25 protein-coding genes and 1 other RNA gene are annotated in these 22288 nt (G+C 35.7%); 15 read left to right on the forward strand and 11 right to left on the reverse strand.

Annotated elements, in window-relative coordinates:
- Positions 1 to 2 precede the first annotated feature (2 nt).
- From V7Z48_RS00730 to V7Z48_RS00745, 4 genes are read right to left on the reverse strand one after another with little or no spacing between them, the layout of a single operon-like run.
- On the reverse strand, positions 3 to 272 hold the full coding sequence (locus tag V7Z48_RS00730) for a CD225/dispanin family protein (protein WP_334111464.1): 270 nt from the start codon (positions 270 to 272) through the stop codon (positions 3 to 5).
- Positions 273 to 291: 19 nt separating this feature from the next.
- Positions 292 to 627, reverse strand: a complete 336-nt coding sequence (locus tag V7Z48_RS00735; protein ID WP_334111465.1) for a CCC motif membrane protein — start codon at positions 625 to 627, stop codon at positions 292 to 294.
- 10 nt (positions 628 to 637) lie between these two features.
- Positions 638 to 946, reverse strand: coding sequence for a DUF2752 domain-containing protein (locus V7Z48_RS00740; RefSeq protein WP_334111466.1), 309 nt, complete (start codon positions 944 to 946; stop codon positions 638 to 640).
- Between the two features lie 21 nt (positions 947 to 967).
- Positions 968 to 2701: a T9SS type A sorting domain-containing protein gene (locus V7Z48_RS00745; protein WP_334111467.1), complete on the reverse strand. Its 1734-nt coding sequence runs from the start codon at positions 2699 to 2701 to the stop codon at positions 968 to 970.
- A 97-nt stretch (positions 2702 to 2798) separates the two neighbouring features.
- Between V7Z48_RS00745 and V7Z48_RS00750 the strand changes: the two genes are divergently transcribed.
- Both V7Z48_RS00750 and V7Z48_RS00755 read left to right on the forward strand, forming a co-directional pair.
- A complete protein-coding gene (locus V7Z48_RS00750) occupies positions 2799 to 3008 on the forward strand; it encodes a hypothetical protein (protein WP_334111468.1) in 210 nt (69 codons plus the stop codon).
- A gap of 2 nt (positions 3009 to 3010) precedes the next feature.
- Complete coding sequence (locus V7Z48_RS00755; protein ID WP_334111469.1) at positions 3011 to 3568, forward strand: Smr/MutS family protein; 558 nt, start codon at positions 3011 to 3013, stop codon at positions 3566 to 3568.
- Here the strand turns inward: V7Z48_RS00755 and V7Z48_RS00760 are convergent.
- On the reverse strand, positions 3561 to 4484 hold the full coding sequence (locus tag V7Z48_RS00760; RefSeq protein ID WP_334111470.1) for a hypothetical protein: 924 nt from the start codon (positions 4482 to 4484) through the stop codon (positions 3561 to 3563). The two genes, V7Z48_RS00755 and V7Z48_RS00760, sit on opposite strands and share 8 nt — an antisense overlap.
- Before the next feature lie 92 nt (positions 4485 to 4576).
- On the opposite strand from V7Z48_RS00760, the gene V7Z48_RS00765 reads away from it, so the two are divergent.
- Positions 4577 to 5719 (forward strand): cysteine desulfurase family protein, encoded by a 1143-nt coding sequence (locus V7Z48_RS00765; protein WP_334111471.1) that lies wholly within the window; start codon positions 4577 to 4579, stop codon positions 5717 to 5719.
- A 3-nt stretch (positions 5720 to 5722) separates the two neighbouring features.
- Positions 5723 to 6511: an alpha/beta fold hydrolase gene (locus V7Z48_RS00770; protein ID WP_334111472.1), complete on the forward strand. Its 789-nt coding sequence runs from the start codon at positions 5723 to 5725 to the stop codon at positions 6509 to 6511.
- On the opposite strand, the gene V7Z48_RS00775 is transcribed toward V7Z48_RS00770, so the two are convergent.
- Both V7Z48_RS00775 and V7Z48_RS00780 read right to left on the reverse strand, forming a co-directional pair.
- Entirely contained in the window at positions 6508 to 8922 is a 2415-nt protein-coding gene (locus V7Z48_RS00775) for a TonB-dependent receptor (RefSeq protein ID WP_334111473.1), read from the reverse strand. The two genes, V7Z48_RS00770 and V7Z48_RS00775, sit on opposite strands and share 4 nt — an antisense overlap.
- Before the next feature lie 64 nt (positions 8923 to 8986).
- Positions 8987 to 10675, reverse strand: coding sequence for a M23 family metallopeptidase (locus tag V7Z48_RS00780; protein ID WP_334111474.1), 1689 nt, complete (start codon positions 10673 to 10675; stop codon positions 8987 to 8989).
- A gap of 176 nt (positions 10676 to 10851) precedes the next feature.
- Between V7Z48_RS00780 and V7Z48_RS00785 the strand changes: the two genes are divergently transcribed.
- From V7Z48_RS00785 to V7Z48_RS00805, 5 genes are all read left to right on the forward strand, one after another.
- A complete protein-coding gene (locus V7Z48_RS00785; protein ID WP_334111475.1) occupies positions 10852 to 11142 on the forward strand; it encodes a hypothetical protein in 291 nt (96 codons plus the stop codon).
- A gap of 6 nt (positions 11143 to 11148) precedes the next feature.
- Complete coding sequence (locus tag V7Z48_RS00790) at positions 11149 to 11442, forward strand: cell division protein ZapA (RefSeq protein ID WP_334111476.1); 294 nt, start codon at positions 11149 to 11151, stop codon at positions 11440 to 11442.
- Positions 11443 to 11497: 55 nt separating this feature from the next.
- A non-coding RNA gene (ssrS, locus tag V7Z48_RS00795) (6S RNA) lies at positions 11498 to 11604 on the forward strand.
- Between the two features lie 55 nt (positions 11605 to 11659).
- Complete coding sequence (rny, locus tag V7Z48_RS00800) at positions 11660 to 13237, forward strand: ribonuclease Y (protein WP_334111477.1); 1578 nt, start codon at positions 11660 to 11662, stop codon at positions 13235 to 13237.
- A gap of 168 nt (positions 13238 to 13405) precedes the next feature.
- The gene (locus V7Z48_RS00805; protein WP_334111478.1) at positions 13406 to 13837 is read left to right on the forward strand and encodes an FKBP-type peptidyl-prolyl cis-trans isomerase; all 432 of its coding nucleotides are present in this window, start codon (positions 13406 to 13408) and stop codon (positions 13835 to 13837) included.
- A 313-nt stretch (positions 13838 to 14150) separates the two neighbouring features.
- On the opposite strand, the gene xerA is transcribed toward V7Z48_RS00805, so the two are convergent.
- On the reverse strand, positions 14151 to 15068 hold the full coding sequence (gene xerA / locus V7Z48_RS00810; protein ID WP_334111479.1) for a site-specific tyrosine recombinase/integron integrase: 918 nt from the start codon (positions 15066 to 15068) through the stop codon (positions 14151 to 14153).
- A gap of 219 nt (positions 15069 to 15287) precedes the next feature.
- Here xerA and V7Z48_RS00815 point away from each other — a divergent pair, with 219 nt between their 5' ends.
- From V7Z48_RS00815 to V7Z48_RS00840, 6 genes are all read left to right on the forward strand, one after another.
- Positions 15288 to 15764, forward strand: a complete 477-nt coding sequence (locus V7Z48_RS00815; RefSeq protein ID WP_334111480.1) for an outer membrane beta-barrel protein — start codon at positions 15288 to 15290, stop codon at positions 15762 to 15764.
- 194 nt (positions 15765 to 15958) lie between these two features.
- On the forward strand, positions 15959 to 16597 hold the full coding sequence (locus V7Z48_RS00820; protein ID WP_334111481.1) for a porin family protein: 639 nt from the start codon (positions 15959 to 15961) through the stop codon (positions 16595 to 16597).
- Positions 16598 to 16741: 144 nt separating this feature from the next.
- Positions 16742 to 17341, forward strand: coding sequence for a porin family protein (locus V7Z48_RS00825; RefSeq protein WP_334111482.1), 600 nt, complete (start codon positions 16742 to 16744; stop codon positions 17339 to 17341).
- Positions 17342 to 17616: 275 nt separating this feature from the next.
- On the forward strand, positions 17617 to 18198 hold the full coding sequence (locus V7Z48_RS00830; protein ID WP_334111483.1) for an outer membrane beta-barrel protein: 582 nt from the start codon (positions 17617 to 17619) through the stop codon (positions 18196 to 18198).
- Positions 18199 to 18271: 73 nt separating this feature from the next.
- Entirely contained in the window at positions 18272 to 18691 is a 420-nt protein-coding gene (gene aroQ, locus V7Z48_RS00835; RefSeq protein WP_334111484.1) for a type II 3-dehydroquinate dehydratase, read from the forward strand.
- A 288-nt stretch (positions 18692 to 18979) separates the two neighbouring features.
- On the forward strand, positions 18980 to 19462 hold the full coding sequence (locus tag V7Z48_RS00840) for a hypothetical protein (protein ID WP_334111485.1): 483 nt from the start codon (positions 18980 to 18982) through the stop codon (positions 19460 to 19462).
- 98 nt (positions 19463 to 19560) lie between these two features.
- Here V7Z48_RS00840 and lpdA read toward each other — a convergent pair whose 3' ends face one another.
- The 3 genes from lpdA to msrB all read right to left on the reverse strand — a co-directional run bounded on the left by lpdA (position 19561) and on the right by msrB (position 22194).
- Positions 19561 to 20937 carry a dihydrolipoyl dehydrogenase gene (lpdA, locus tag V7Z48_RS00845; protein ID WP_334111486.1) on the reverse strand — a complete coding sequence of 459 codons (1377 nt, stop codon included), beginning with the start codon at positions 20935 to 20937 and terminating at the stop codon, positions 19561 to 19563.
- 229 nt (positions 20938 to 21166) lie between these two features.
- Entirely contained in the window at positions 21167 to 21697 is a 531-nt protein-coding gene (locus V7Z48_RS00850) for a DUF1572 family protein (protein WP_334111487.1), read from the reverse strand.
- Between the two features lie 17 nt (positions 21698 to 21714).
- Positions 21715 to 22194: a peptide-methionine (R)-S-oxide reductase MsrB gene (gene msrB, locus V7Z48_RS00855; RefSeq protein WP_334111488.1), complete on the reverse strand. Its 480-nt coding sequence runs from the start codon at positions 22192 to 22194 to the stop codon at positions 21715 to 21717.
- Between the last annotated feature and the right edge of the window lie 94 nt (positions 22195 to 22288).

Below are 22288 nucleotides of genomic sequence, written 5' to 3' on the forward strand. Positions count from 1 at the left end.
GATTAGCTATTTGCAATGGCTCCTAAAAAAGCAATTCCGAAAATAGCTACATATAAAACCCAACCTAAAAGCGCAATTCCAACAGACACGATGCCCCAGGTTTTCGCATTTTTAGAGGCGTTTATAGCGCCTTGGTAATCCTCGTTCATATAGGCATCGTTTACCTTTGTGGCATAAACAATACTAACTATTCCTGCTGGCAAACAGCATAATACGGTGCTTATGATGGCCAATGCTAAATAACTAGGCGGTTTTGGTGGTCGGTTTTCCATGTTTTATTGATCTTAGTTGTTATTGGTTTTGTTGCATTTCCATCATACGCTCTTGTAATAACTCTTGATTGGTAAGAACGTCCCAGCCAAAAAAGGAAATAACCCAAATTGAAAACAAGAAAGAGAGAACACCCAATACAATACCAATTATTCCCATAATATAACCAGCATTAACGTTGCCTATTCCGGTGTATTCATCAGGATTTGAAGCATGTAATTTTTTGTCTTTTCTTCCAAAGATAACTGCCACAATCCCAAATATTATTCCAGGTAAGCCGTAAAAGCAGCATCCGATAATTGATAAAATGCCCATTATTAGTACGAGCGTTGCGTTTGGTAGTTTTTGTTGTTCCATAATTTTTAATTTAAGTGATTTTTAATATATAGTTAGTAATTATAATAATAACATTGGTTACAAATAAAGCCAAAATAATTTTATGACCATTTTTAAAATTAAATTTTAAGTGCAGTAGGAGCGTGGCAAACATTGCGATTAAGGTAAAAATTGCGGGATACATCTTGAATGCTGCCGAAAATTCTCCTTGCATTAAAAGGGAGAAAGAACGCTGCATGCCACAACCAAAACATTCAATACCAAAGTTTTTCTTCCATAAACAGGGCAACATATAGTCGTCCGCCTTTAAATAAAATAGTATGGCCAATGCTTTAATCACGAGCGAAAGATACTAAAATATTTAATTTGTGATTATGATTTTTTGAGATATAGAGCCACCATTTGTTAGGGCTATGTTGGCAATATAAACACCTTCGCTTAGTTTGGAAGTACTAAATGTAAATTCGTTAGCATTGCCTAATGAAGCCTGTTTTAAAACCGTTTTACCACTGACATCTATCAATTGAAATGATCTTATGTCAAGTAATTTATTGTTGAATAGCTGCAGTTCTTGCGCTGTATTGTTTTGAACTATTCTAAAATCTGAGATTTGAAATTCGTCATTGGATAAGGTGCCTCTGTTGAATGTAATTTCAAAGCGGTTTGGATAATAACCAGCTTCAATATTGATGTCGTAATGCTGCGATTTTAAATCTACGTAAATGTTAGAAGCGTTATCATAGAGGTAAATAGGTTGGTCGTCAAAATGCTGAACATCCAAAATCCTAAAACGCAGTGGCTGGTTGTTTTCAGCATTGACGACTAAAGGGATTCGTAAAGATTCATCAAAACTATGCGCTTGTATTACAAATTTATCATCTTCTAAAATCCAAAAAGCATCACTGGCTGGTCCGCCCGGACGATGACCTTCCAATCCGCGATCAAATCCATCTGTTGCAGTGTGGTGGAAGTTATGAAGTAACTGACGTGTGTAGAGATTATTAAAATCGACATTAATTCTAAAACGTTTGTAATCTTCGGGAATTTGATAAAAAATATCTTCGTCGTTTGGGATTTGAGTTTCGGTATTTCTAAAAAAGAAACTGTCTGGCCCTAATTGTACGAAAGCGCGGTGTTCGTTTTTGACTGTAACATTTCCATCATTTGAACCTCTAACTAGGAATCCTTGCCCTATTGGTTGGTAGCGTTGGGCAAATTTGGTTCCACCAGGACCCGGTGGCACAGCTACTGGATTGCCCGCACTGTCGTAAGTAGAAAATGTAGCAGGCACAAAATTTTCAACAAAGGCTGAATTATAAGTTAAGGTTGCATAACCACCAATGTAATCTGCTATAAAATGCGAAGCAGCACCTTGTTGTTGCTCCCAAAAGTACAATTCACCTGAGATATCAGCGTTAACAGGATCATTAATAAAAAGTGCAGCATCTAAAGCTGAAGGATACGGATTTCCAATAAGTGTAAAGGCACCTGTTGCCACAGGATTAGGAATATCCCCATTATTTGGTTTGCCTCTAAAGTCGTAAACTTGATTTCCCATGGGCGCGGTTCCAACACCTTTCATGGTGAATCCTAGGCCTGGAGCGATTGCGCCGTTCCTGCCTACGTAAGTCCATTGGGTATAATTGGTTGCCTGAACAAATGTGTAAAGCCAACGGTCTGATATTTGTAAAGGACTAGCAATACTGTTGAATGCTGTCGTGAATCCAACATCATCGCTGCTAATAAGTCCTGTAGGCTCATCAATTAATTCCACTCGAAATGTTGTGTTTCCTGCTGCAACAGTACTACCACCAATTGGCGAACACCAATAGTTATAGGCAAATTGATTGACAGTTCCAGTTTGTTGAACACTTAATTCGCCTAAACCCAAATTACCGACACTGGCATCTTGTAGTAATTGTGCACCATCGCGTAAATATAAATTGCTATTGGCATCCCGTAATTCAACTTCTTGAGTCACGAAAAGTTGCGCATCACTAGCGAAAATATAATGATCGCCACCAACATAAAGCTGGGCGAATCCAGTACAATAAAAGGTAATGAAAATTGTTAAGGAAAGAAGTTTTGTTAACATGACCGTGGATTAATGTCTTAAAGTTAATAGCTACGATATTTATATTTACTTTTGTAAATCTATTTTCGATTAATTGTTAAAAACACCGACAAACAACATGAATATTCCAAGATTTTTCAATTATATTTTCATCTTACTAGGCGGATTGGTAGCAATTTATGCGCAGGCTGGTGAAGCGCAGAACGAGTATTTATTAATTTCTGGGATTGTACTACTCATGATTGGTCTTTATCGCATTTCTAGAAATCTTTCTAGCAAATCAGAAAGTACAGATAAGCCTGATGATTCTCAAGATCTAACTAATTGATTATGAAATTTAAAAAAGGACAAAAAGTATCTGTCTTAGACGACGCTATAAACGGTGTGGTTGCTAAGGTTCATAACGACACTGTTACCATTATCACTACCGAAGGTTTTGAGTTAGAGTTTAAGGCTCATGAGTTGATTTTAGAACAGGATGAGACCATGATTAGAAAAGATATTTTTAATACCGATTTCCAAAAGGTAATTGTTGATAAAGAAATGTCAAAAAAGCCTGGTCCAACTTTTAAAATGAAGTCTAAAGAAACCGAAAAAATGGTCGTGGATTTACATATCCATCAGTTAGTTGAAAACACCAAGCATATGGAAAATTTTGATATGCTCAACCTTCAATTGGACACGGCTAAAAGACGATTGGAGTTCGCCATTTCAAAACGTATGCCGCACATTGTTTTTATTCATGGCGTTGGTGAAGGTGTACTAAAAATGGAGTTACATACTTTATTAAGGCGTTATGACAATATAACTTTTTACGATGCCGATTACAAAATCTTTGGTTTAGGCGCCACCGAGGTGCGTATTTTTCAAAATGTTGCTCCTAATTAAAAATCGGTGTTTTTTGAATGCTTTCTGAAGATACATTTTCACCGAAATCAAAACTGGTTTGGTTTAAAAAGCTGAACTGAATATTGTTTATTGTAATTGTAATAGTGTAAGTTCTGGTTACCGAATGCGGTCTAAATGCAACCGCAGGAAGTTCATCTGATACGTTTGGATTGAGATAATTTGGACCAAAATTAATATCGGTAACATCGTTTCTAGGGTTTTGATCTTGAGGTGCAATTTCTTCATCACGCGTTAAGGTACCATCACCATCATCATCGGTATCAAGATAATCCGGAATGCCATCACCATCAGTATCTAAAGGGTTATTGCCAAAATTTTCATTGATACTATCGGAGTTTAGTTCATCACGTGTTAGCACATTATCGCCATCGTCATCAGCATCTAAGAAATTTGGAATCCCATCGCCGTCCGTATCATCATCAAATAAATTACCATTGCCATTTACGTCTTCAAATTCTGCCGGAACACCGTCATTGTCATCGTCTCTGGCTGTAATGGTTATAATTACGGTTCCACTTAAACTTTCTTCTTCTTTCAAAACATTAATATTGGCTGGAGGAATTGGGTTACAAAACAAATCATTACCACTAACTTCGCTGCTATAGGTTCTGTAATTGAAGCGATCGGTTGTGCCATTTAAAGTGCGTTCAATCACGATGGTGTCTTCAACATCATTTAATATGTCATCAAAATCAAATAAATCATCAACGCTAATTCCGGATAAACTTAGAGCCAATGATTCGTTGCCGTCTTCATTGATTTTAAAGAAAATTATTTGCCCGCACTGTGTAAAAGCAAAAGAATCATCAAAATTAAATTCAACATCTATTATATCACCGTCATTACAGCTAAAACACAGTAAGAGTGCGATTATTATTACTTTGAATTTTTGCATTTTTATTCATGTTTTCAGTCACAAAAATAGTGGAATTAATATATTATAACGTCGCATAATCAGAATAATTTTATTTAGTATATTTTTGCAAGATGCAAACAGTTTATCTAGATAACGCAGCTACCACAGCTCTTAAACCAGAAGTGATTGAAGCAATTACGAATGTGTTGCAGAACAACTTCGGAAACGCTTCGTCATCGCATAGTTATGGACGATCTTCTAAATCGTTAATTGAATCTTGTAGAAAGCAAATAGCTAGCTATTTAAAGGTTTCTGCTTCTGAAATAGTTTTCACTTCAGGAGGTACCGAGGCAGATAATTTGGTGTTATTCAGCGCCATTCGAGATTTGGGCGTCACAGAAATTATTACCTCTAAAATAGAACACCATGCCGTGTTACATACCGTACAGTACTTGCAACAAACACAGAATATTGTAGTGCAATATGTAAACACTGATGCACTTGGTAATATTGATTTAGCCCATCTTGAAACTTTATTGTCATCACCACATAAAAAATTGGTGTCGCTCATGCATATCAATAACGAAATTGGCAATATTTTAGACCTAGTAAAGGTTACCAAATTGTGCAAGTTACATAATGCCTTGTTTCACAGTGATACGGTGCAATCAGTAGGTCATTACCATTTAGATTTAAGCTTGATTCCTGTTGATTTTATAGCCGCAAGTGCGCACAAATTTCATGGTCCGAAAGGTGTAGGCTTTTGTTTTATAAGAAAACATTCAGGCTTAAAACCACTCTTATTTGGTGGCGAGCAGGAGCGAGGCCTTCGTGCCGGAACTGAGAGTATTCATAATATTGTGGGAATGGCTAAGGCTCTTGAACTGGCTTACGATTCACTTGAAAATGAGCAGCAACACATAGAAAATTTAAAACGCTATTTTATTGACAAACTTCAGCAAATTGAAGGGGTTATTTTTAACGGAAATTGTTTAGACTTTCAAAATAGTGCTTATACCATTGTAAATGTTCAAGTGCCTTTAAGCGAAGCCAAAGCCACCATGATGCAGTTTCAACTAGATTTAAAGGGTATTGCCTGTTCTAAAGGCAGTGCTTGTCAAAGTGGAAGTGCACAAGTATCCCATGTACTCGCTGAAATTCAGACTCCTGAAATGTTAAAAAAACCATCAATTCGTTTTTCATTTAGTATTTTTAACAGCAAAGCTGATATTGACTATGTTGTGAAAGTTTTAACCGATATAATTCATTCCTGAAAAATGCTGAATTACAATACCTATTTATTGGATGAAGAAACACCATGGGTAACATTTGTGCACGGTGCAGGTGGCAGTTCGTCTATTTGGTTTAAGCAGATCAGAGCCTATAAAAAGGAGTTTAATGTGTTGGTCTTAGATTTGAGAGGTCATGGCAACAGTAAACCACAACTGAAAGATGCCTTTAATACAAAATACACTTTCGATTCTATAACACACGATATCATTGAAGTGTTGGATCATTTAAAAATTAAAGCTTCGCACTTTGTAGGTATTTCCTTAGGAACGATTTTAATACGTAACCTTGCAGAGATGCATCCTGAGCGTGTTCAAAGTATGATTATGGGCGGCGCCATTATGAAGTTAGACATGCGTTCGCAATTATTAATGCGGGTTGGTGTTATTTTTAAATCGGTGATACCGTATATGTATCTTTACAAGTTGTTTGCGTTTATCATCATGCCTAGGAAAAACCATAAACAGTCAAGATTATTATTTGTAAATGAAGCTAAAAAATTATATCAAAAGGAATTTGTAAGATGGTTTAAACTCACGTCAGAAATAAATCCCCTATTGCGATTTTTTAGAGCGAAGGATATCAAAATACCTACATTATACGTAATGGGAGAACAAGATTATTTGTTTTTACCAACCATTAGAAAAATTTCTGAATCGCACGTTGTTTCTACCTTACTTGTGGTGCCTAATTGTGGACACGTTGTTAATATTGAACAACATGATGTGTTTAATACAGAAACCCTTAAGTTTTTAAAACAGCTCGCTATAGCTTAAAGCTGCGCGGTTAATCGTAAATTAAAAACCCTTGGTGTTAGGAAATTTGGAATAGCGAATTGTGCCTTGCTGTTTACGTCGCGAACCCAAGTATTGGTAATAGAGTTTTGATTGTTGAAGATGTTATAAATTTCAAATCCTATCGATAGGGCCTTAAAATGGCGTTTCCAATTGCTGTATTCTCTTTCAGCGTTTACCATATCGTATAAAAATCCAGCATCCGCACGACGGTAATCTCTTAATCTAAATTGATAATCATAAGGATCGGCATAACTTGGCGATCCACCTGGTACACCAGTGTTGTAAACCAAATTGAGGTACATCTTTAAATCTGGCATATTAGGCACATAATCCTGAAACAAAACGCCAAACTTTAAACGCTGGTCCGTGGGTCGTGAAATAAATCCGCGGTCGTCTATATTTTCTTCTGTTTTTAAATACCCAACACTAAACCAAGACTCTGTTCCAGGCACAAACTCGCCATTAAGTCGCATATCTAAACCATAGGCATAAGCTTCGGCATTGTTGCGAGCGCGGTATCTTATTCGTACGTTTTCTAAGGTGTAAGGATTTACATCGGTGAGTCCTTTGTAATAGGCTTCAGCCACCAGTTTAAAGGGTCTGTCCCACATTTGAAAACTGTGCTCACTTCCCAATACCACATGAAAAGACTGTTGTGCTTTCACTTCTGGTCGCACAATTCCAGATGAATCTCGTAATTCTCGATAAAATGGTGGTTGGTAATACAAGCCGCCTGCCACTCTAAACAAAATATCTTTATTCCAGTTGGGTTTGATGGCGAATTGCGCTCTCGGACTAAATACTGTTTGGGTATTCGATTCGAGTCCGTCGCCGTTAACCGTCCAATTATGCGCTCTTACACCTGCGTTGTAGAACACCTCATGATCGCCGATATATCCGCGTTTACTCCATTGTACCGAAGCTTGTATACGGTCTATTTGAACAAAATTTATGGCACGTATATTTTGAAAGGCAACCAAAGGCCCAGAAAATGGTTCGTATGGTTGGTTATTGGGGATATTGAAATTTGGTGGACGAATCGAAAACCCAGCCGAATCTATAACTTCCCATTCTACCAATCGGTCTCTAAAATCTTCATGGGTGTATTTTAAGGACCATTCTACGGTTGAGCTTTCGTCAATTTTATAGTCACCATTATGTTGAATGGTGGTGATTAAGGCATCCAAATCATTGCGCGCATGGGTGAGTTGCGAACCAATACCTTCGCTAAATTCTACTTCACCTAAATTTTCGTCGCCTATATTAGTATTAACTTCGCCTAATCGGTAGCGCGCTAGAATATCAAAATATTCTTGTTCTGTTGTATGGTAGGTTGAAGCAATAAGTTTGAGCGTTAAATCATCATTTACGAAGTAATTGGCTTTTAATGCGCCAAATAATGTTTGGTACTGCGATTTTTCTTGACCGTCATAAAACACCAATAAGGCAATAGGATTTTGTAGGGTTCCAAAATTGGTTTGTCGATTAGATGGTTCAAAATTGTATTGATTTAAAGAGGCATTTCCAAGAAAATCTAAATGAAATTTATCACTAAAGCGATAGGTCATAAAGGCTTGCGCATCCATAAAAACAGGTTCAACAGCACCTTCCGTTTCTAGTGAACCTAACAATAAACTGTTATCGCGATACCGAATACCTGTAATTGCTGAAAATTTTGAGTCCTTCGAAATGGTTTCAACAGCGATGCTTCCACCGAGCAAACTTAAATCAGCGCGAACACCGAAGTCCACCGGTGTGCGGTAGGTAATATCTAAAACAGAAGAAATTTTATCGCCGTATTTAGCTTGAAATCCACCCGCCGAAAAATCGACATTTTGAACCAAATCCGTATTTACAAAACTCAATCCTTCTTGGTTTCCAGAACGGATTAAAAAGGGTCGGTATACTTCAATTTCATTCACATACACCAAATTCTCATCAAAATTTCCGCCTCTTACAGAGTATTGCGTACTCAATTCATTCGAAATATTAACACCGGGCAATGTTTTCAAAATGTTTTCTACACCCGGTTGCGCTCCTTTTATAGTTCGTAGTACTTCGGGTGAAATACTGGTAACTCCTTCAACATTTTTTCTGGTATTACCTTTTAAAATAACGGTTTCAATTTGTTGAACATTGACCAGCATCACTGGATTAAATTCGAAATCTTGCCCGTTTTTAAGGTTAACTGTGATTTCTATAATTTTATGTGAAATGTGCTTAAAAGTTAGCTTGATATCCTGATTTGAGGGAATTTTTAACAGGTAAAACCCATTAATGTTAGTGGTTGTACCATCGCTGGAACCGGATTGAATGCTAACCTCCGAAATTGGATTTTGAAATTCATCTAAAACAACACCTTTAACTGTTGCAGTTTGAGAAATAAGCATTGTTGGAAATAACAAAACTAAAAGAAAAAGCGTCGTAAAATATGGTTTCAAGCGGCTATAAAATTTACTTTCTAAAAAACGTCGCTTCAAATGTAGTATTATTTCCAACATTATCGGTAACAATAATTTTCAATTCGTTTCTAGTATCAGTAACGACATTATCATTAAAATCGTGCGTGAGTACGCCAGTTTTGTAATCGTATTCCATTAAAATAAACTTATCGTTTACAGTAGCACGGTAACTACCGATTCCAGAAAGATCGTCGCTAATTTTCACTTTTAAGTAGCGATAGTTGCTTAACCATTTACCATTTTGAAAATTCACTGGTGTAACGCTTGGTGCTTTTTCATCAGCTTTCAAAATAAATTGTCCCAGTGTTTTGGTGTAGGCTGTTAGAAGGTCTCCTTTTTTAATAGTAGGAATATAATTGATGTATTTTCTGTATCCAGTTATTTTACCTACAAATAACTTGTTTTTATCGCCGTCTTGATATTGGCTTATATCATAGTTAATTCCAATGTTTTTCTGCAAGGGTATGACATCTTGATGCAAATGAAGTGTATCTCCACTCACTCTAAAATCTAAATTTACATCATCGTAGAATGTATTGTCGGGAATGTAAACAGAAACATGTTGGTCTTCCAAGGTAGTTGCATCATTGGCGTAAATAAAATGATGGTAAGGTCGAGCGATTATTTTTTGTAGCTTTTCTTCTGGTTTATCACCCTTGACCTTGACCGATACGGTTGAGGTGTTTCCATGAAAATCACTCACAACAATCTTATAAATATTGTTGATGCTGTCTTCAACCTTTAAATAGCCGTTATCTATAACATCTTTATACATACTTAAAGGATTGTTAGGCTCAACAAATAGTTTTTTCACAAAAGAGCGATTTGTTTTATAAAACTCATAATCAACAAGTCGATTTAGATGTGAGGTTTCATCAAAGCTAAATCGCTTAAAATCAATTTCAAAATTTTTAATACCGTTAACAGTCGTTGTAATATTACTAACCCCATTTTTGTTGGCTGCTAAATCTTGCTGATCGTAGGTAGTAACCCCAAATCCAATATAACCGTAAGCAGTAAGCGGTTCAACTTCAAAGTTAGCGTTACCTCTTGGGATAAGACGCAATTCAGTACGTTCATTTTTACCATTAATAAAACTGTTAGCATCTTTCGGATAAGCATAGAACTTTTGAATTGTTGGAGGCTTAGTGTCTTTAACATCAATACCAAACAACAATGGGTTGATAGGGCGTTCTAAATTGTCGCGAATTTCAAAATGCAGATGCGGACCACCAGAGCTACCAGTATTTCCAGAAAAGGCAATAATATCTCCTTGGCTAACGATTAGTTCATCAGCTTGTGGGAATAATTCAATTTCATAAGTGCCACGCTCATATTGTATATTTTTAAGGTAGGTTTCTAATTTGGGTTCTAATTTTTGTAAATGTGCATAAACGCTTACATAACCATTAGGGTGTGTAATATATAAAGCTTTTCCATAGCCGTAGTGTGCAATTTTAATTCTACTCACATAACCATCGGCGACGGCATAGACTTTCATGCCTTCTACCTGTTGTGTTTTTATATCGAGTCCGGAATGAAAATGGTTGTTACGCAATTCACCAAAAGTACCCGACAAAACAGTAGTAATATCTAAAGGATTGATAAAATAATCCTGCGGATACCGTGACTGACCCAATGCTAATTGTATTGGTATGAGTAAGATGAAGTAATATTTCATGATGAGGGATTTAACAGCTAAATTATTAATTTAGTTGGTATTAACCATACAATAGCTAAACAATTTATTAATAAACACTTAACAATCTTTATGCCGTTTCTTAAAATTTTTTGTAAAACAATTGTTATATATCAATACTAATATTAACTTTGTTAACGAAGTATTGAATTTTATAAATGAGTAAAATTGAAGATATTGTTGATTCGTTAGAGAATAAAATCAGTAAGATTTTACACCGACAGGAGGTTTTAAAGCAAACTAATGTCAAGTTATCTGAAGAATTAGAACAATGCCAACAAAAAGTATTATTACAACAAGAACAATTAAACTCTTGGGTTCAAAAATACGAATCACTCAAAGTTGCAAATTCAATGCTTGGCAGTGATGATAATAAACGAGAAACTAAGCTCAAAATAAATACGCTAATTAGAGAAATTGACGATTGTATTGCGCAATTGTCAGAATAACAAACGATGCCAGAGCCATTAAAAATTAAGCTTTCAGTTGCCAATAGAGTGTATCCGCTTACTATTGACCCAAGCCAAGAAGAAGGTTTAAGAATTGCGGCAAAGAAAATTGAAACTATGATTAGCCAATTTGAGCAAAACTACTCAGTGCGCGACAAGCAAGATGTTTTAGCCATGTGCGCTTTACAATTTGCAGCACAAGTAGAACAAAAAACAATAGATAAAGCATATGTTAATGGAGAAGTTGAAAATAAGCTGGTTGCTTTAAATGATTTGCTTCAAGAACATTTAAGCTCGTAAACGTTCTTTAAAATACAAAGGTTACTGCCTACATTAGTTATTATTTTTTTGATAAACTCAACGTTAATTCTTTAAAAAGGGTGAGTTTAAGTTGTGAAAGCGTGCTGCCACGAGCAGATTTTTAAGCAGCTTGTTAGCCCTAAACTTGTTTTTAAGGAGTTTATACAGAATCCAAAGCTGATGTAGGTTTTTTTTTACGATTAATTTAAATATAAACATGGACATTAATACAATACTAATCATAGTTGCAACCCTTGTGGCTGGTTTGGTAATCGGTTATCTTATAGCCAAATCACTCGAAAAAGCAAGTGCATCTAAGTTGATAGAATCAGCAAAATCGGAAGCAGATGTAATTTTAAAACAAGCCGCCGCTGAAGGTGAAAGCCTGAAAAAGGATAAAATCCTACAGGCCAAAGAAAAATTTATAGAATTAAAAGCTGCGCACGAAGAAGTCATTTTATCACGTGATAAAAAAATGGCAGAGGCCGAAAAACGCACCCGCGACAAAGAATCTCAGGTGTCTGGCGAGTTGGCCAAAAGTAAAAAGATAAATCAAGATTTAGAAGACAAGATAAAGGACTACGATTTCAGACTTGAATTCTTAGAAAAGAAAAAAGTAGAAATTGAAAAAGCACAGAAAAGTCAAATAAAGCAACTTGAAGTGATTTCAGGTCTATCAGCTGAAGATGCCAAACAACAACTCATCGAGTCATTAAAAGGCGAAGCAAAATCCGATGCCATGGCCTACGTTCAAGACACCATTGAAGAAGCCAAACTCACCGCGCAACAAGAAGCTAAAAAAATCATCATCAATACCATTCAGCGTATTGGTACTGAGGAAGCGATAGACAATTGTGTGTCGGTTTTCAATATTGAATCAGATGATGTTAAAGGTAGAATCATCGGTCGCGAAGGTAGAAACATCCGCGCTATTGAAGCTGCCACTGGAGTAGAAATTATTGTGGACGACACACCCGAAGCCATTATTTTATCTTGCTTTGACTCGGTTAGACGTGAAGTAGCAAGATTGTCCTTACATAAATTGGTAACTGATGGTCGTATCCATCCGGCGCGAATTGAAGAAATCGTTCAGAAAACTCAAAAGCAAATTGAACAGGAAATTATAGAAGTTGGTAAACGTACTGTCATCGATTTGGGAATTCATGGTCTACATCCTGAATTGATCAAGTTAGTAGGGCGTATGAAATACCGTTCATCGTACGGACAAAATCTATTACAACACTCGCGTGAAGTAGCAAAACTCTGTGGCGTAATGGCAGCAGAATTAGGGTTAAATACCAAACTAGCCAAACGCGCCGGATTGTTGCATGATATTGGTAAAGTGCCAGATTCTGAAGCCGACATGGAAACACCGCATGCCATTTTAGGAATGCAGTGGGCTGAAAAATATGGCGAAAAACCAGAAGTGTGTAACGCCATTGGCGCTCACCACGACGAAGTAGAAATGACTACTTTGCTGTCACCAATCATTCAAGTTTGTGATGCTATTTCAGGTGCTCGACCTGGTGCAAGACGTCAAGTATTGGATTCATACATTCAACGTTTAAAAGATTTAGAAGATGTAGCCTTTGGTTTTAACGGTGTTAAAAAAGCCTATGCTATTCAAGCAGGTAGAGAATTGCGAGTAATAGTAGAAAGCGAAAAAGTTTCCGACGAAGTAGCCGCCAAACTATCGTTTGAAATCTCTCAAAAAATACAAACGGACATGACCTACCCAGGTCAGGTTAAAGTAACCGTAATTAGAGAAACCAGAGCCGTCAACATAGCTAAGTAATCTCAAAAAAACATATATAATTAAGCTGCCAATAGGTGGCTTTTTTTTGTTAAGATTTCCTTAATCTACTTATAAAATCAAGCATTCCTTTGGCTAGGCATATATAATCTGTACTTTTGCAATAATTTACAGCACAATGCTATGAGTTGAAATTTTAAAATCAAATTTATGAGCCAAGTAAAAGAAAACAACACTGTAAAAGTACATTACACAGGGAAAATAACAGCCAACGGTCAGGTGTTTGACAGTTCCTTAGAACGCGAACCTTTAGAGTTCACCTTAGGTCAGGGTCAGTTAATTCCTGGTTTTGAAAACGGCGTTGTTAACATGAAACTAAACGAAAAGAAAACCATTAATATCCCGAAAGAAGAAGCTTACGGAGAAGTTCGTGAGGAGCTTTTTCAAGAAGTGAACAAGGAGGAATTACCTCAAGATATGGAGCCAGAAGTTGGTATGGGTTTGGTGTCTCGTGGTCCCGACGGCCGTGAGCATCAACTGCGTGTTGCCGAAGTTAAAGAAGCTAGCATCATTGTAGATGCCAACCATCCCTTGGCTGGTCAAGATTTAACTTTCGAAATTGAAGTTTTAGAAATTAAATAATTCTCAGCTACCGCGCGATTCTATCGCATAGTTTTTATATTTAAATTATTATAAAGGTAATGTTCTATTTGGGCGTTACCTTTTGCTATTTATATAGGTTGCATAACATGAAAACTTATGTTAAGGCAAAAGGTCGGGCTTTCCGCACTCGCGTCCCTCTTGCATCGGGAGCGCTCAAACAGTGCTGCAATCCCTAACGCAAATTAAATTCCATGCCGATAACTATTGGGACCAAATCCCAAAAAATAATCTCCTACCATACGATTCTATCACGTGGTGTGAAAATCTAACTGCAATTCACATTTCAAAAAATTTAACGAGACCGTCGCGGATGAAATTTCGTCAACACCTCTTTTAAATGACTGCGATCTATGTGCATGTAAATTTCGGTGGTGGTGATACTTTCATGACCTAGCATCATTTGTATGGCACGCAAATCGGCACCGTTTTCTAATAAATGAGTAGCAAAGGAATGTCTGAAGGTGTGCGGCGAAATGGTCTTGTTTAAATTGATGTCTTCAGCTAGATTTCTAATAATGGTAAAAATCATAGCACGCGTTAGTTGTTTCCCACGGTTATTTAAAAACAAGGTATCCTGAAAACCTGGTTGAATATTGATATGCGTTCTAACTTCATTAATATAGGTGTTGACGAGTTGTTGTGTTGAAGCACTGATTGGTACAAAGCGTTGTTTGTTACCTTTTCCAGTAACCTTTATAAAACCTTCTTCAAAAAACAAATCTGACAATTTTAAAGTAGTCAATTCGCTTACGCGAAGGCCACAGCTGTAAAGGGTTTCTAAAATGACCTTATCGCGTTCGCCAATTCTCACACCGTTATACTCGCGCGATAAATCGATGGCGGCGATTAGATGATCTATATCTTTTAAGCTTAACGTATCGGGTAATTTTCGGCCCAATCTAGGAGATTCTATTTGATCAACCGGATTGTCCTTACGGTAACCTTCAAAAACCAAATAGTTAAAAAAACTTCGGATACCCGAAATCAGTCTTGCTTGCGATCTGGCATTGATAGATTTTGAGGTGTCGTAAATAAAATCGGTTAAAGTTTGTTGGCTAATATTAGTTGGTGAAGCCTTTGGTTCGTAATTACTTATAAACAACATGAGTTTTTGGATGTCAAAAGCATAATTATCTATAGAATGTTGAGAGAGACCACGTTCTATTTTTAAATAATTCTTAAAATCTTGTAGGGTATTTTGCCAATTCATGGTTTAAAAATACGATAATAACTTAATTTTAGGGCTTAAATTCACACTTAAACGTTAGGAATGCACTAAATAAATGTTAATAACTTTAATTATAAAACATTCAAATATAAATAATTACATTTTTATGTTAATAAAAATGTTAACAACGCGCAGCAAATATTACTAAAATCACCAAAATTTTAGTTAGTTTGTGGTAATCAATTTTAAAACTTAAAGATTATGAAACAACTAATGATTGCTGCTGTTGCAGTGTTTGCATTTGCACAAGTAAATGCACAAGAATTTAAAGGAGGTATTAACCTCGGATTGCCAATTGGTGATGCGGGAGACGCTTACACATTTAATATTTCTGCGGACTTAAGTTATTTATGGGATGTAGCTGAAAGCTTTAAAGCAGGTGCAGCCACAGGTTATTCACATTCTTTTTTAGATTCAGATTTTGAAGGTGATGCCTTTTCTTTTATTCCAATTGCTGCTGCTGCTCGTTATTCGTTTTCAGATGATTTTGCAGTGGGAGCAGATCTAGGTTATGGACTTGGAATCAGTCCAAGTGGTAACGATGGTGGATTTTATTATGCACCAAGGTTACAGTACAGTTTTACAGAGTCGCTAGCATTGGTCGCTGCTTACAGAGGTGTTAGCCTTGATGGGGGTTCTTTCGATTTAATTACCTTAGGTTTAGAGTTTGGTTTTTAACCACAATCAATTAAATAATAATTTAAAAGGAAGCCAATCGGCTTCTTTTTTTTTACTGAACATTCAACTTCTCATTTAATTTTTTTGAAGTTCAAAAACATTAAAAATCACAAACTATGTTAAAGACTGTTAATGCTTGGTCGATATATTGTTTCTGAACGTATATCTATCATATTAACCTTAAACTTATGATTATGAGAAAATTAATTTTTGCAGTATCAGTATCTATATTATGTATTATTCAAGTCAACGCACAAGCGGATAGCACTAGTCCCGCATTGGGAATTAAAGGCGGTTTAAACCTTGCAACCATTGCTGGCGATGATGTTGATGATTTAGATTCCAGAACAAGCTTTAATGCTGGTATTTTTATGGAATTTACAATTAGTGAACGCTTTTCATTTCAACCTGAATTATTGTATTCTGGTCAAGGATTTACAATTCTAACCAGAAATCAGGACAATATTTTTGATACAGATGAAAATGTTGAATTTCAGTTAGCCTACATCAATTTACCTTTGATGGCTAAGTTTTATTTAATTGAGGGCTTATTTATTGAAGCCGGTCCGCAATTTGGATATAAATTGAGTGAAAAAATTGACTCACAACCACAAGATGGTGGTGGTGATACTGAAGTTGACCGTGACGATTCTTATATTAAAGATTTTGATACCAGTTTGGCATTAGGCGCTGGTTACAAATTCAATAGTGGCTTCTTCGTTTCTGGGAGATATACTTACGGATTAACCAACATTTATAAGGATAATACTATTTTTGAAAATGTTGATGCTAATAACGCCGTTTGGCAATTTGGTTTAGGATTTTCTTTCTAAATTTTTTATAAATACAATTATAAAACCGAAGTTGATGCTTCGGTTTTTTTATGCCTAATATTTATGTAAGTTTTTTCTTGCGTAAAAGCTTGTATAATTCTACATTCGCCTCAAATTTATAACCATTAACAACTCAACTCTATTATGAAAAACTTATTTATTTTCCCATTTTTTACGTTTTTAGTATTTTTTAATTTAAATGCCCAATCTACTAAAGGTGATATTACCTTAGCGCCGCAGATTGGATTAAATCTTTCTACTTACACATCCGATGCTTCCTATGGCATAAGAACCAGTTTTGCTGGCGGTGTTATTGGTGAGTATTATTTTAGCGATCGTTGGAGTTTGCGTTCTGGATTGCTATTCGATCCAATGGGAGCAGAAGATGATTTTAATAATACCGATAAGCTTAATTATTTAAGTATCCCATTACAAGCAAATTGGCATTTTGGCAAAAACAGAAATTGGTTTCTAAATTTTGGACCATATGCTGCTTTTTTACTTAGTGCTAATTCAGAATTAAGTGATGGTCAAGAAATTGATGTCAAAGATTTTGTTTCTAAAATGGATATCGGTTTTGGCGTTGGTATAGGCTACAAGTTTGATGTGAGTGAAAATCTTCAATTAAGCATCGATTATCAAGGATACGGTGGATTTATTAATGTTGATGATTCTAATTCTGTTCCATTCGATATTACAAATGCAAGAAGCTCATTTAACGTTGGTGCCATTTTTAAAATTTAATAATAGTATTTTGAATATTTTAAAACCGAAGTTGACGCTTCGGTTTTTTTATTTCCATTTCTCATATCTTTTATAGGTTGCTAGGGATTTGTTTAAATCATATAATATTCCAATAATTTATTGATAACAATTGGTTAACCTTAAGATAATACTTACAGCCTTTGATGGCATAATGATTGGTATTTGGTTCACTTTAAAATTCCATATTAATTAGTTAAAACAAGTCTTTTCAATATCGGGATACTAATTTTAATTTAACATTAATACTTAATTTTATGAAAAAATTTTTTGTTTTAGGATTCATTTGCATCACTTTTCAATTCAATGCTCAAGAAAATAATACTGCTAATGATTTTGGTTTTAATCAAAAAGACGTTTTTGTAACAGGTACTATTTCTTTCTTCTCAACGGACAGCAATACTGATGGCTTTTCGATTAATGAAAGATTTGGTGTTGACGCAAGTGTAGGTCGCTTCTTTACTGACCATATAGCCGCTGGAATATCCGCTGGATTTTCTGTGCAAAATAATGGAGAAAGAACTAATAATAGCTATAATATAGGTGTTTTTGGTCGCTATTATGCAACTCCCGAAAACCGATTTTCCTTATTTGGTGAATTGAACGCTATTTATGCAAATAGTGAAGGAATTACACCATCGTTGGCGTCATATGGTTATTCACTCACTATCGCACCTGGTATAAATTATTTCTTATCCAATGCCTTCGCACTTCAAGCTAGATTTGGTCAATTAGGCTACAACTATAACACATTTAAGGATTCTGATGCAGAGGTAAGTACGTTTGATTTTCGTCTCAATCTTAGCAACATCAATTTTGGGTTACTTTATAAGTTTTAGATAAAATTTATATCAATAGAGCCGAAGTACTTGTCTTCGGTTTTTTATTGTCCAATTTTTATATCTTTACCTAATGAAGAAACTCATGATCATTAATGGTCCCAATCTCAATCTTTTGGGCGTAAGAGAACCAGAAGTTTACGGTAGTTTGTCGTTTACTAATTTTTTAGAATTGCTTCAAAAGAAGCATAGTAATCTTCAAATTGATTATTTTCAATCTAATATAGAAGGTGAAATTATCGACAAGCTTCACGAAGTTGGGTTTTCTTTTGATGGTATTATTTTAAACGCAGCCGCTTATACACATACCTCAGTAGGCATTGGTGATGCTGTAAAAGCTATTAAAACGCCGGTGGTTGAAGTTCATATTTCTAACACCTTTTCGCGCGAAAGTTTTAGACATCAATCTTATATTTCACCTCATGCCAAAGGCGTGATTATTGGCTTTGGTTTACAAAGTTATGAATTGGCTATTGAGAGTTTATTGAAATAATATTTTTTAGCTAATTGTTAATTCAACATTTATTATCAGTCTTAAAAGGTGTTCCACCGATCTCGCTGATTGGCGTAGAAAAAATGATTCATCACTTAAGGTATAATGTTCTAGAACAAATATCTGCGATAATTTGCGCCATCAGCGGGAAATAAAATCAATCACATTTTTTAGCGCAATCTATCCCATATTCTTAAAATTTATCAAAAACCCAAGCCTATAAGATTTTTTCTTAGTATTTTGTAGCTTAATGTTTTACAATGAATAATTGATTTCTAAAAATTTGATATGAAATACTTCTATAGCCTTTTATTCGGTTTTACCTTTTTGTTACATTCGGCTGTTGCTCAAACCGACGCTGAGTTTGGTGTGAAAGGCGGTTTAAACCTCACCTTTTTTAAAGTAACCGAAGCCAGTTTTGGCGATAACATTGAAACTGATACAGGTTTTTACATCGGTACTTTTATGGAATTTCCTATTGATGCATTCTTCTCCATTCAACCAGAAGCTTTATACGTAGGTATTGGCGATTTTAATTTTATTAATGTCCCAATTTATGCCAAATACGAGGTGGGCAGAAATTTCCACTTAATGGCAGGCCCAAGTATCAATTACTTTTTCGATTTATTTAATGCGAAGCTTAAAATCGGCGCCGATATTAGTACAAGTTACGATCTAACACCCAAACTAGACGCGCACATTAAATTTGCTTTAGGGTTTGAAGAAATTTCACCCAATGGTTTGTTTTTTGGTTTGGGTTATAAATTATAGCACCAAAGGCATCACAAAAAAAAAGGCTGTTCGAACGAACAGCCTTTTTGCATTAACAAGGACGTTACAAGGCACTTGTTTGTTATGTATTTATTATATTATAAGTGAATCACTTCGCCATAAGCATCTGCTACGGCTTCCATTACTGCTTCACTCATGGTTGGATGTGGATGAATGGCTTTTAAAACTTCGTGACCTGTGGTTTCAAGTTTTCTACCTAAAACAGCTTCTGCAATCATATCAGTAACACCAGCTCCAATCATATGGCAACCCAACCATTCGCCATACTTGGCATCAAAAATCACTTTTACAAAACCATCTTTGGCACCAGAAGCACTTGCTTTTCCAGAGGCTGAAAACGGGAACTTACCAACTTTTATGTCGTATCCTTGTTCTTTAGCTTGCTTTTCGGTTAAACCAACGCTTGCAATTTCTGGTGAACAATAGGTGCAACCTGGAACATTACCGTAATCAATAGGCTCAACGTGATGGCCAGCTATTTTTTCAACGCATAAAATTCCTTCAGCCGAAGCTACATGCGCCAAAGCTTGTCCGGCAGTAATATCGCCAATAGCGTAATAACCTGGAATGTTAGTTTGGTAGTAATCATTCACTAAAACTTTATCGCGATCAACAGCAATCCCAACATCCTCTAATCCTATGTTTTCTATATTTGATTTGATACCAACAGCCGATAAAACAATATCAGCTTCCAGTACTTCTTCACCTTTGGTAGTTTTTACTGTGGCTTTTACACCTTTGCCCGAAGTATCCACTTTAGTAACTTCAGCTGATGTCATGATTTTAATACCACTTTTTTTGAAAGAACGTTCTAGTTGTTTAGAAACGTCTTCATCTTCAACGGGCACAATATTTGGTAAATATTCTACGATGGTAACTTCTGTTCCCATAGCATTGTAGAAGTAGGCAAATTCAACACCAATCGCACCAGAACCAACAATAATCATTTTTTTAGGTTGACTTTCTAAAGTCATGGCTTTTCTGTATCCAATTACTTTTTCACCATCTTGAGGCAAACTAGGCAACTCTCTAGAACGGGCGCCAGTTGCTATAATGATATGGTCGGCACTGTAATCTTTTCCATCTACTTCAACTTTTTTACCAGGCTTAAGTTTTCCAAGACCTTCAATAACGTCTATTTTGTTTTTTTTCATCAAAAACTGTACGCCTTTGCTCATCCCATCAGCTACGTTTCTGCTGCGTTTAACTACTGCATTAAAATCTTTATCAGCTCCTTTCACGGTTAAACCATAATCTTCGGCGTGGTTTAGGTATTCAAATACTTGCGCCGATTTAAGTAATGCCTTGGTTGGAATACAACCCCAATTCAAACAAACACCACCTAAACTTTCTTTTTCAACAATCGCAACTTTAAAGCCCAATTGAGATCCTCTAATAGCTGTAACATAACCTCCAGGTCCACTTCCTATAACAATAATATCGTATTTACTCATTTGATTTTTCTTTGAAAATTTTAAAGCACAAATTTATAAAATTCAAAACTGAATTTACTATAAAGCATGCGCAAATTAGCGTTGTTTAAGTTCAAGGTAATAAAAAGGAAGGCTTATATTTTAATTGAATTTTTTTTTAAGAAGTAATTCTCTTATAATAAGTGTAGATAAAATTACACAGCGTATAGTTTATGACGATTTAAAATAGTGCCTTCTATTTGTCTAAAGTCTATGATTTTGCATCTTTAAATTTAGCCTCATTAAAGCTATCCGATGCACCTTTTGGAATTGACAATGACTGCCAATCTGCACCTTTTATTTGTATTCCAATTAACACAATTTGCCCAATGTGATAAGGATAATGCGCCATTTGTCGATTGATGGCATCTACAACCCTGTGTGGCTCATTTCTAATATGAATAATGCGTTCCAAATCTTCATCGGTTAAAGCATTTATCGCTTCAAAAAAGCAATCCCAGCCTTTCTTCCAAATGCTTTTGAGATTGTCTTTAGAAAGAAATTCATGTTCAAACTCAGTGTCTCTCTCGCGCCAAATTTTTTCACCATCTTCGGTAAACATGTTCGTCCAACGACTTAACATATTGCCAGAAATGTGCTTTGCAATGGTAGCTATACTATTGGTTTCTTTTGAAAACTGCCAGTTTAGCTCTTCATCCGTGAGTCTTTCAAAAGTTTGGTCTGCCAAACTTTTAAAGTAGTTTAACTGTTTAATGACGCTTAGGAGATATGTGTTTTCCATTATTCTTTAGGAGTTGATTATTCGCTTTTAACAAATTCTAAAGCAGCCCCATTAATGCAATGTCTTTTGCCAGTGGTATTTTTTGGGCCATCGTTAAATACATGTCCTAAATGTCCGCCACATGTCGCGCAATGCTCTTCGGTGCGGGCATAACCTAAGTCGTAATCGGTTGAAAAAGCCACATTACCTTTTATTTCTCTATCAAAGCTTGGCCAACCAGTTCCTGAATCAAATTTATGTTCGCTTTTAAATAAAGGTGTTTCGCAAGCCGCACAAACATAAATACCAGATTCTTCGTTCTTGTTTAACGGACTTGTAAAAGGTCTTTCGGTCCCTGCTTCTCTTAAAACATAGTATTGTAAATCAGACAGCTGAGCTTTCCATTCGGCTTCGGTTTTGGTGATTTTGTACGTAGTTTCAGCATCATTTTTTTGTTGAGCGTTTCCGTTACAATTCAACAAAATACTAGTAAACAGTAATAAGGATAATTTCTTCATAGTTATTTTTTGTGTAAATATAAGTTGGATAGAATTAATAAATTCAGCATTTAACCAAATATTTATATTGATTTTAGTCGCTATACAATCGATA

This window comes from Paucihalobacter sp. (assembly GCF_036825875.1).
Lineage (GTDB): Bacteria > Bacteroidota > Bacteroidia > Flavobacteriales > Flavobacteriaceae > Paucihalobacter.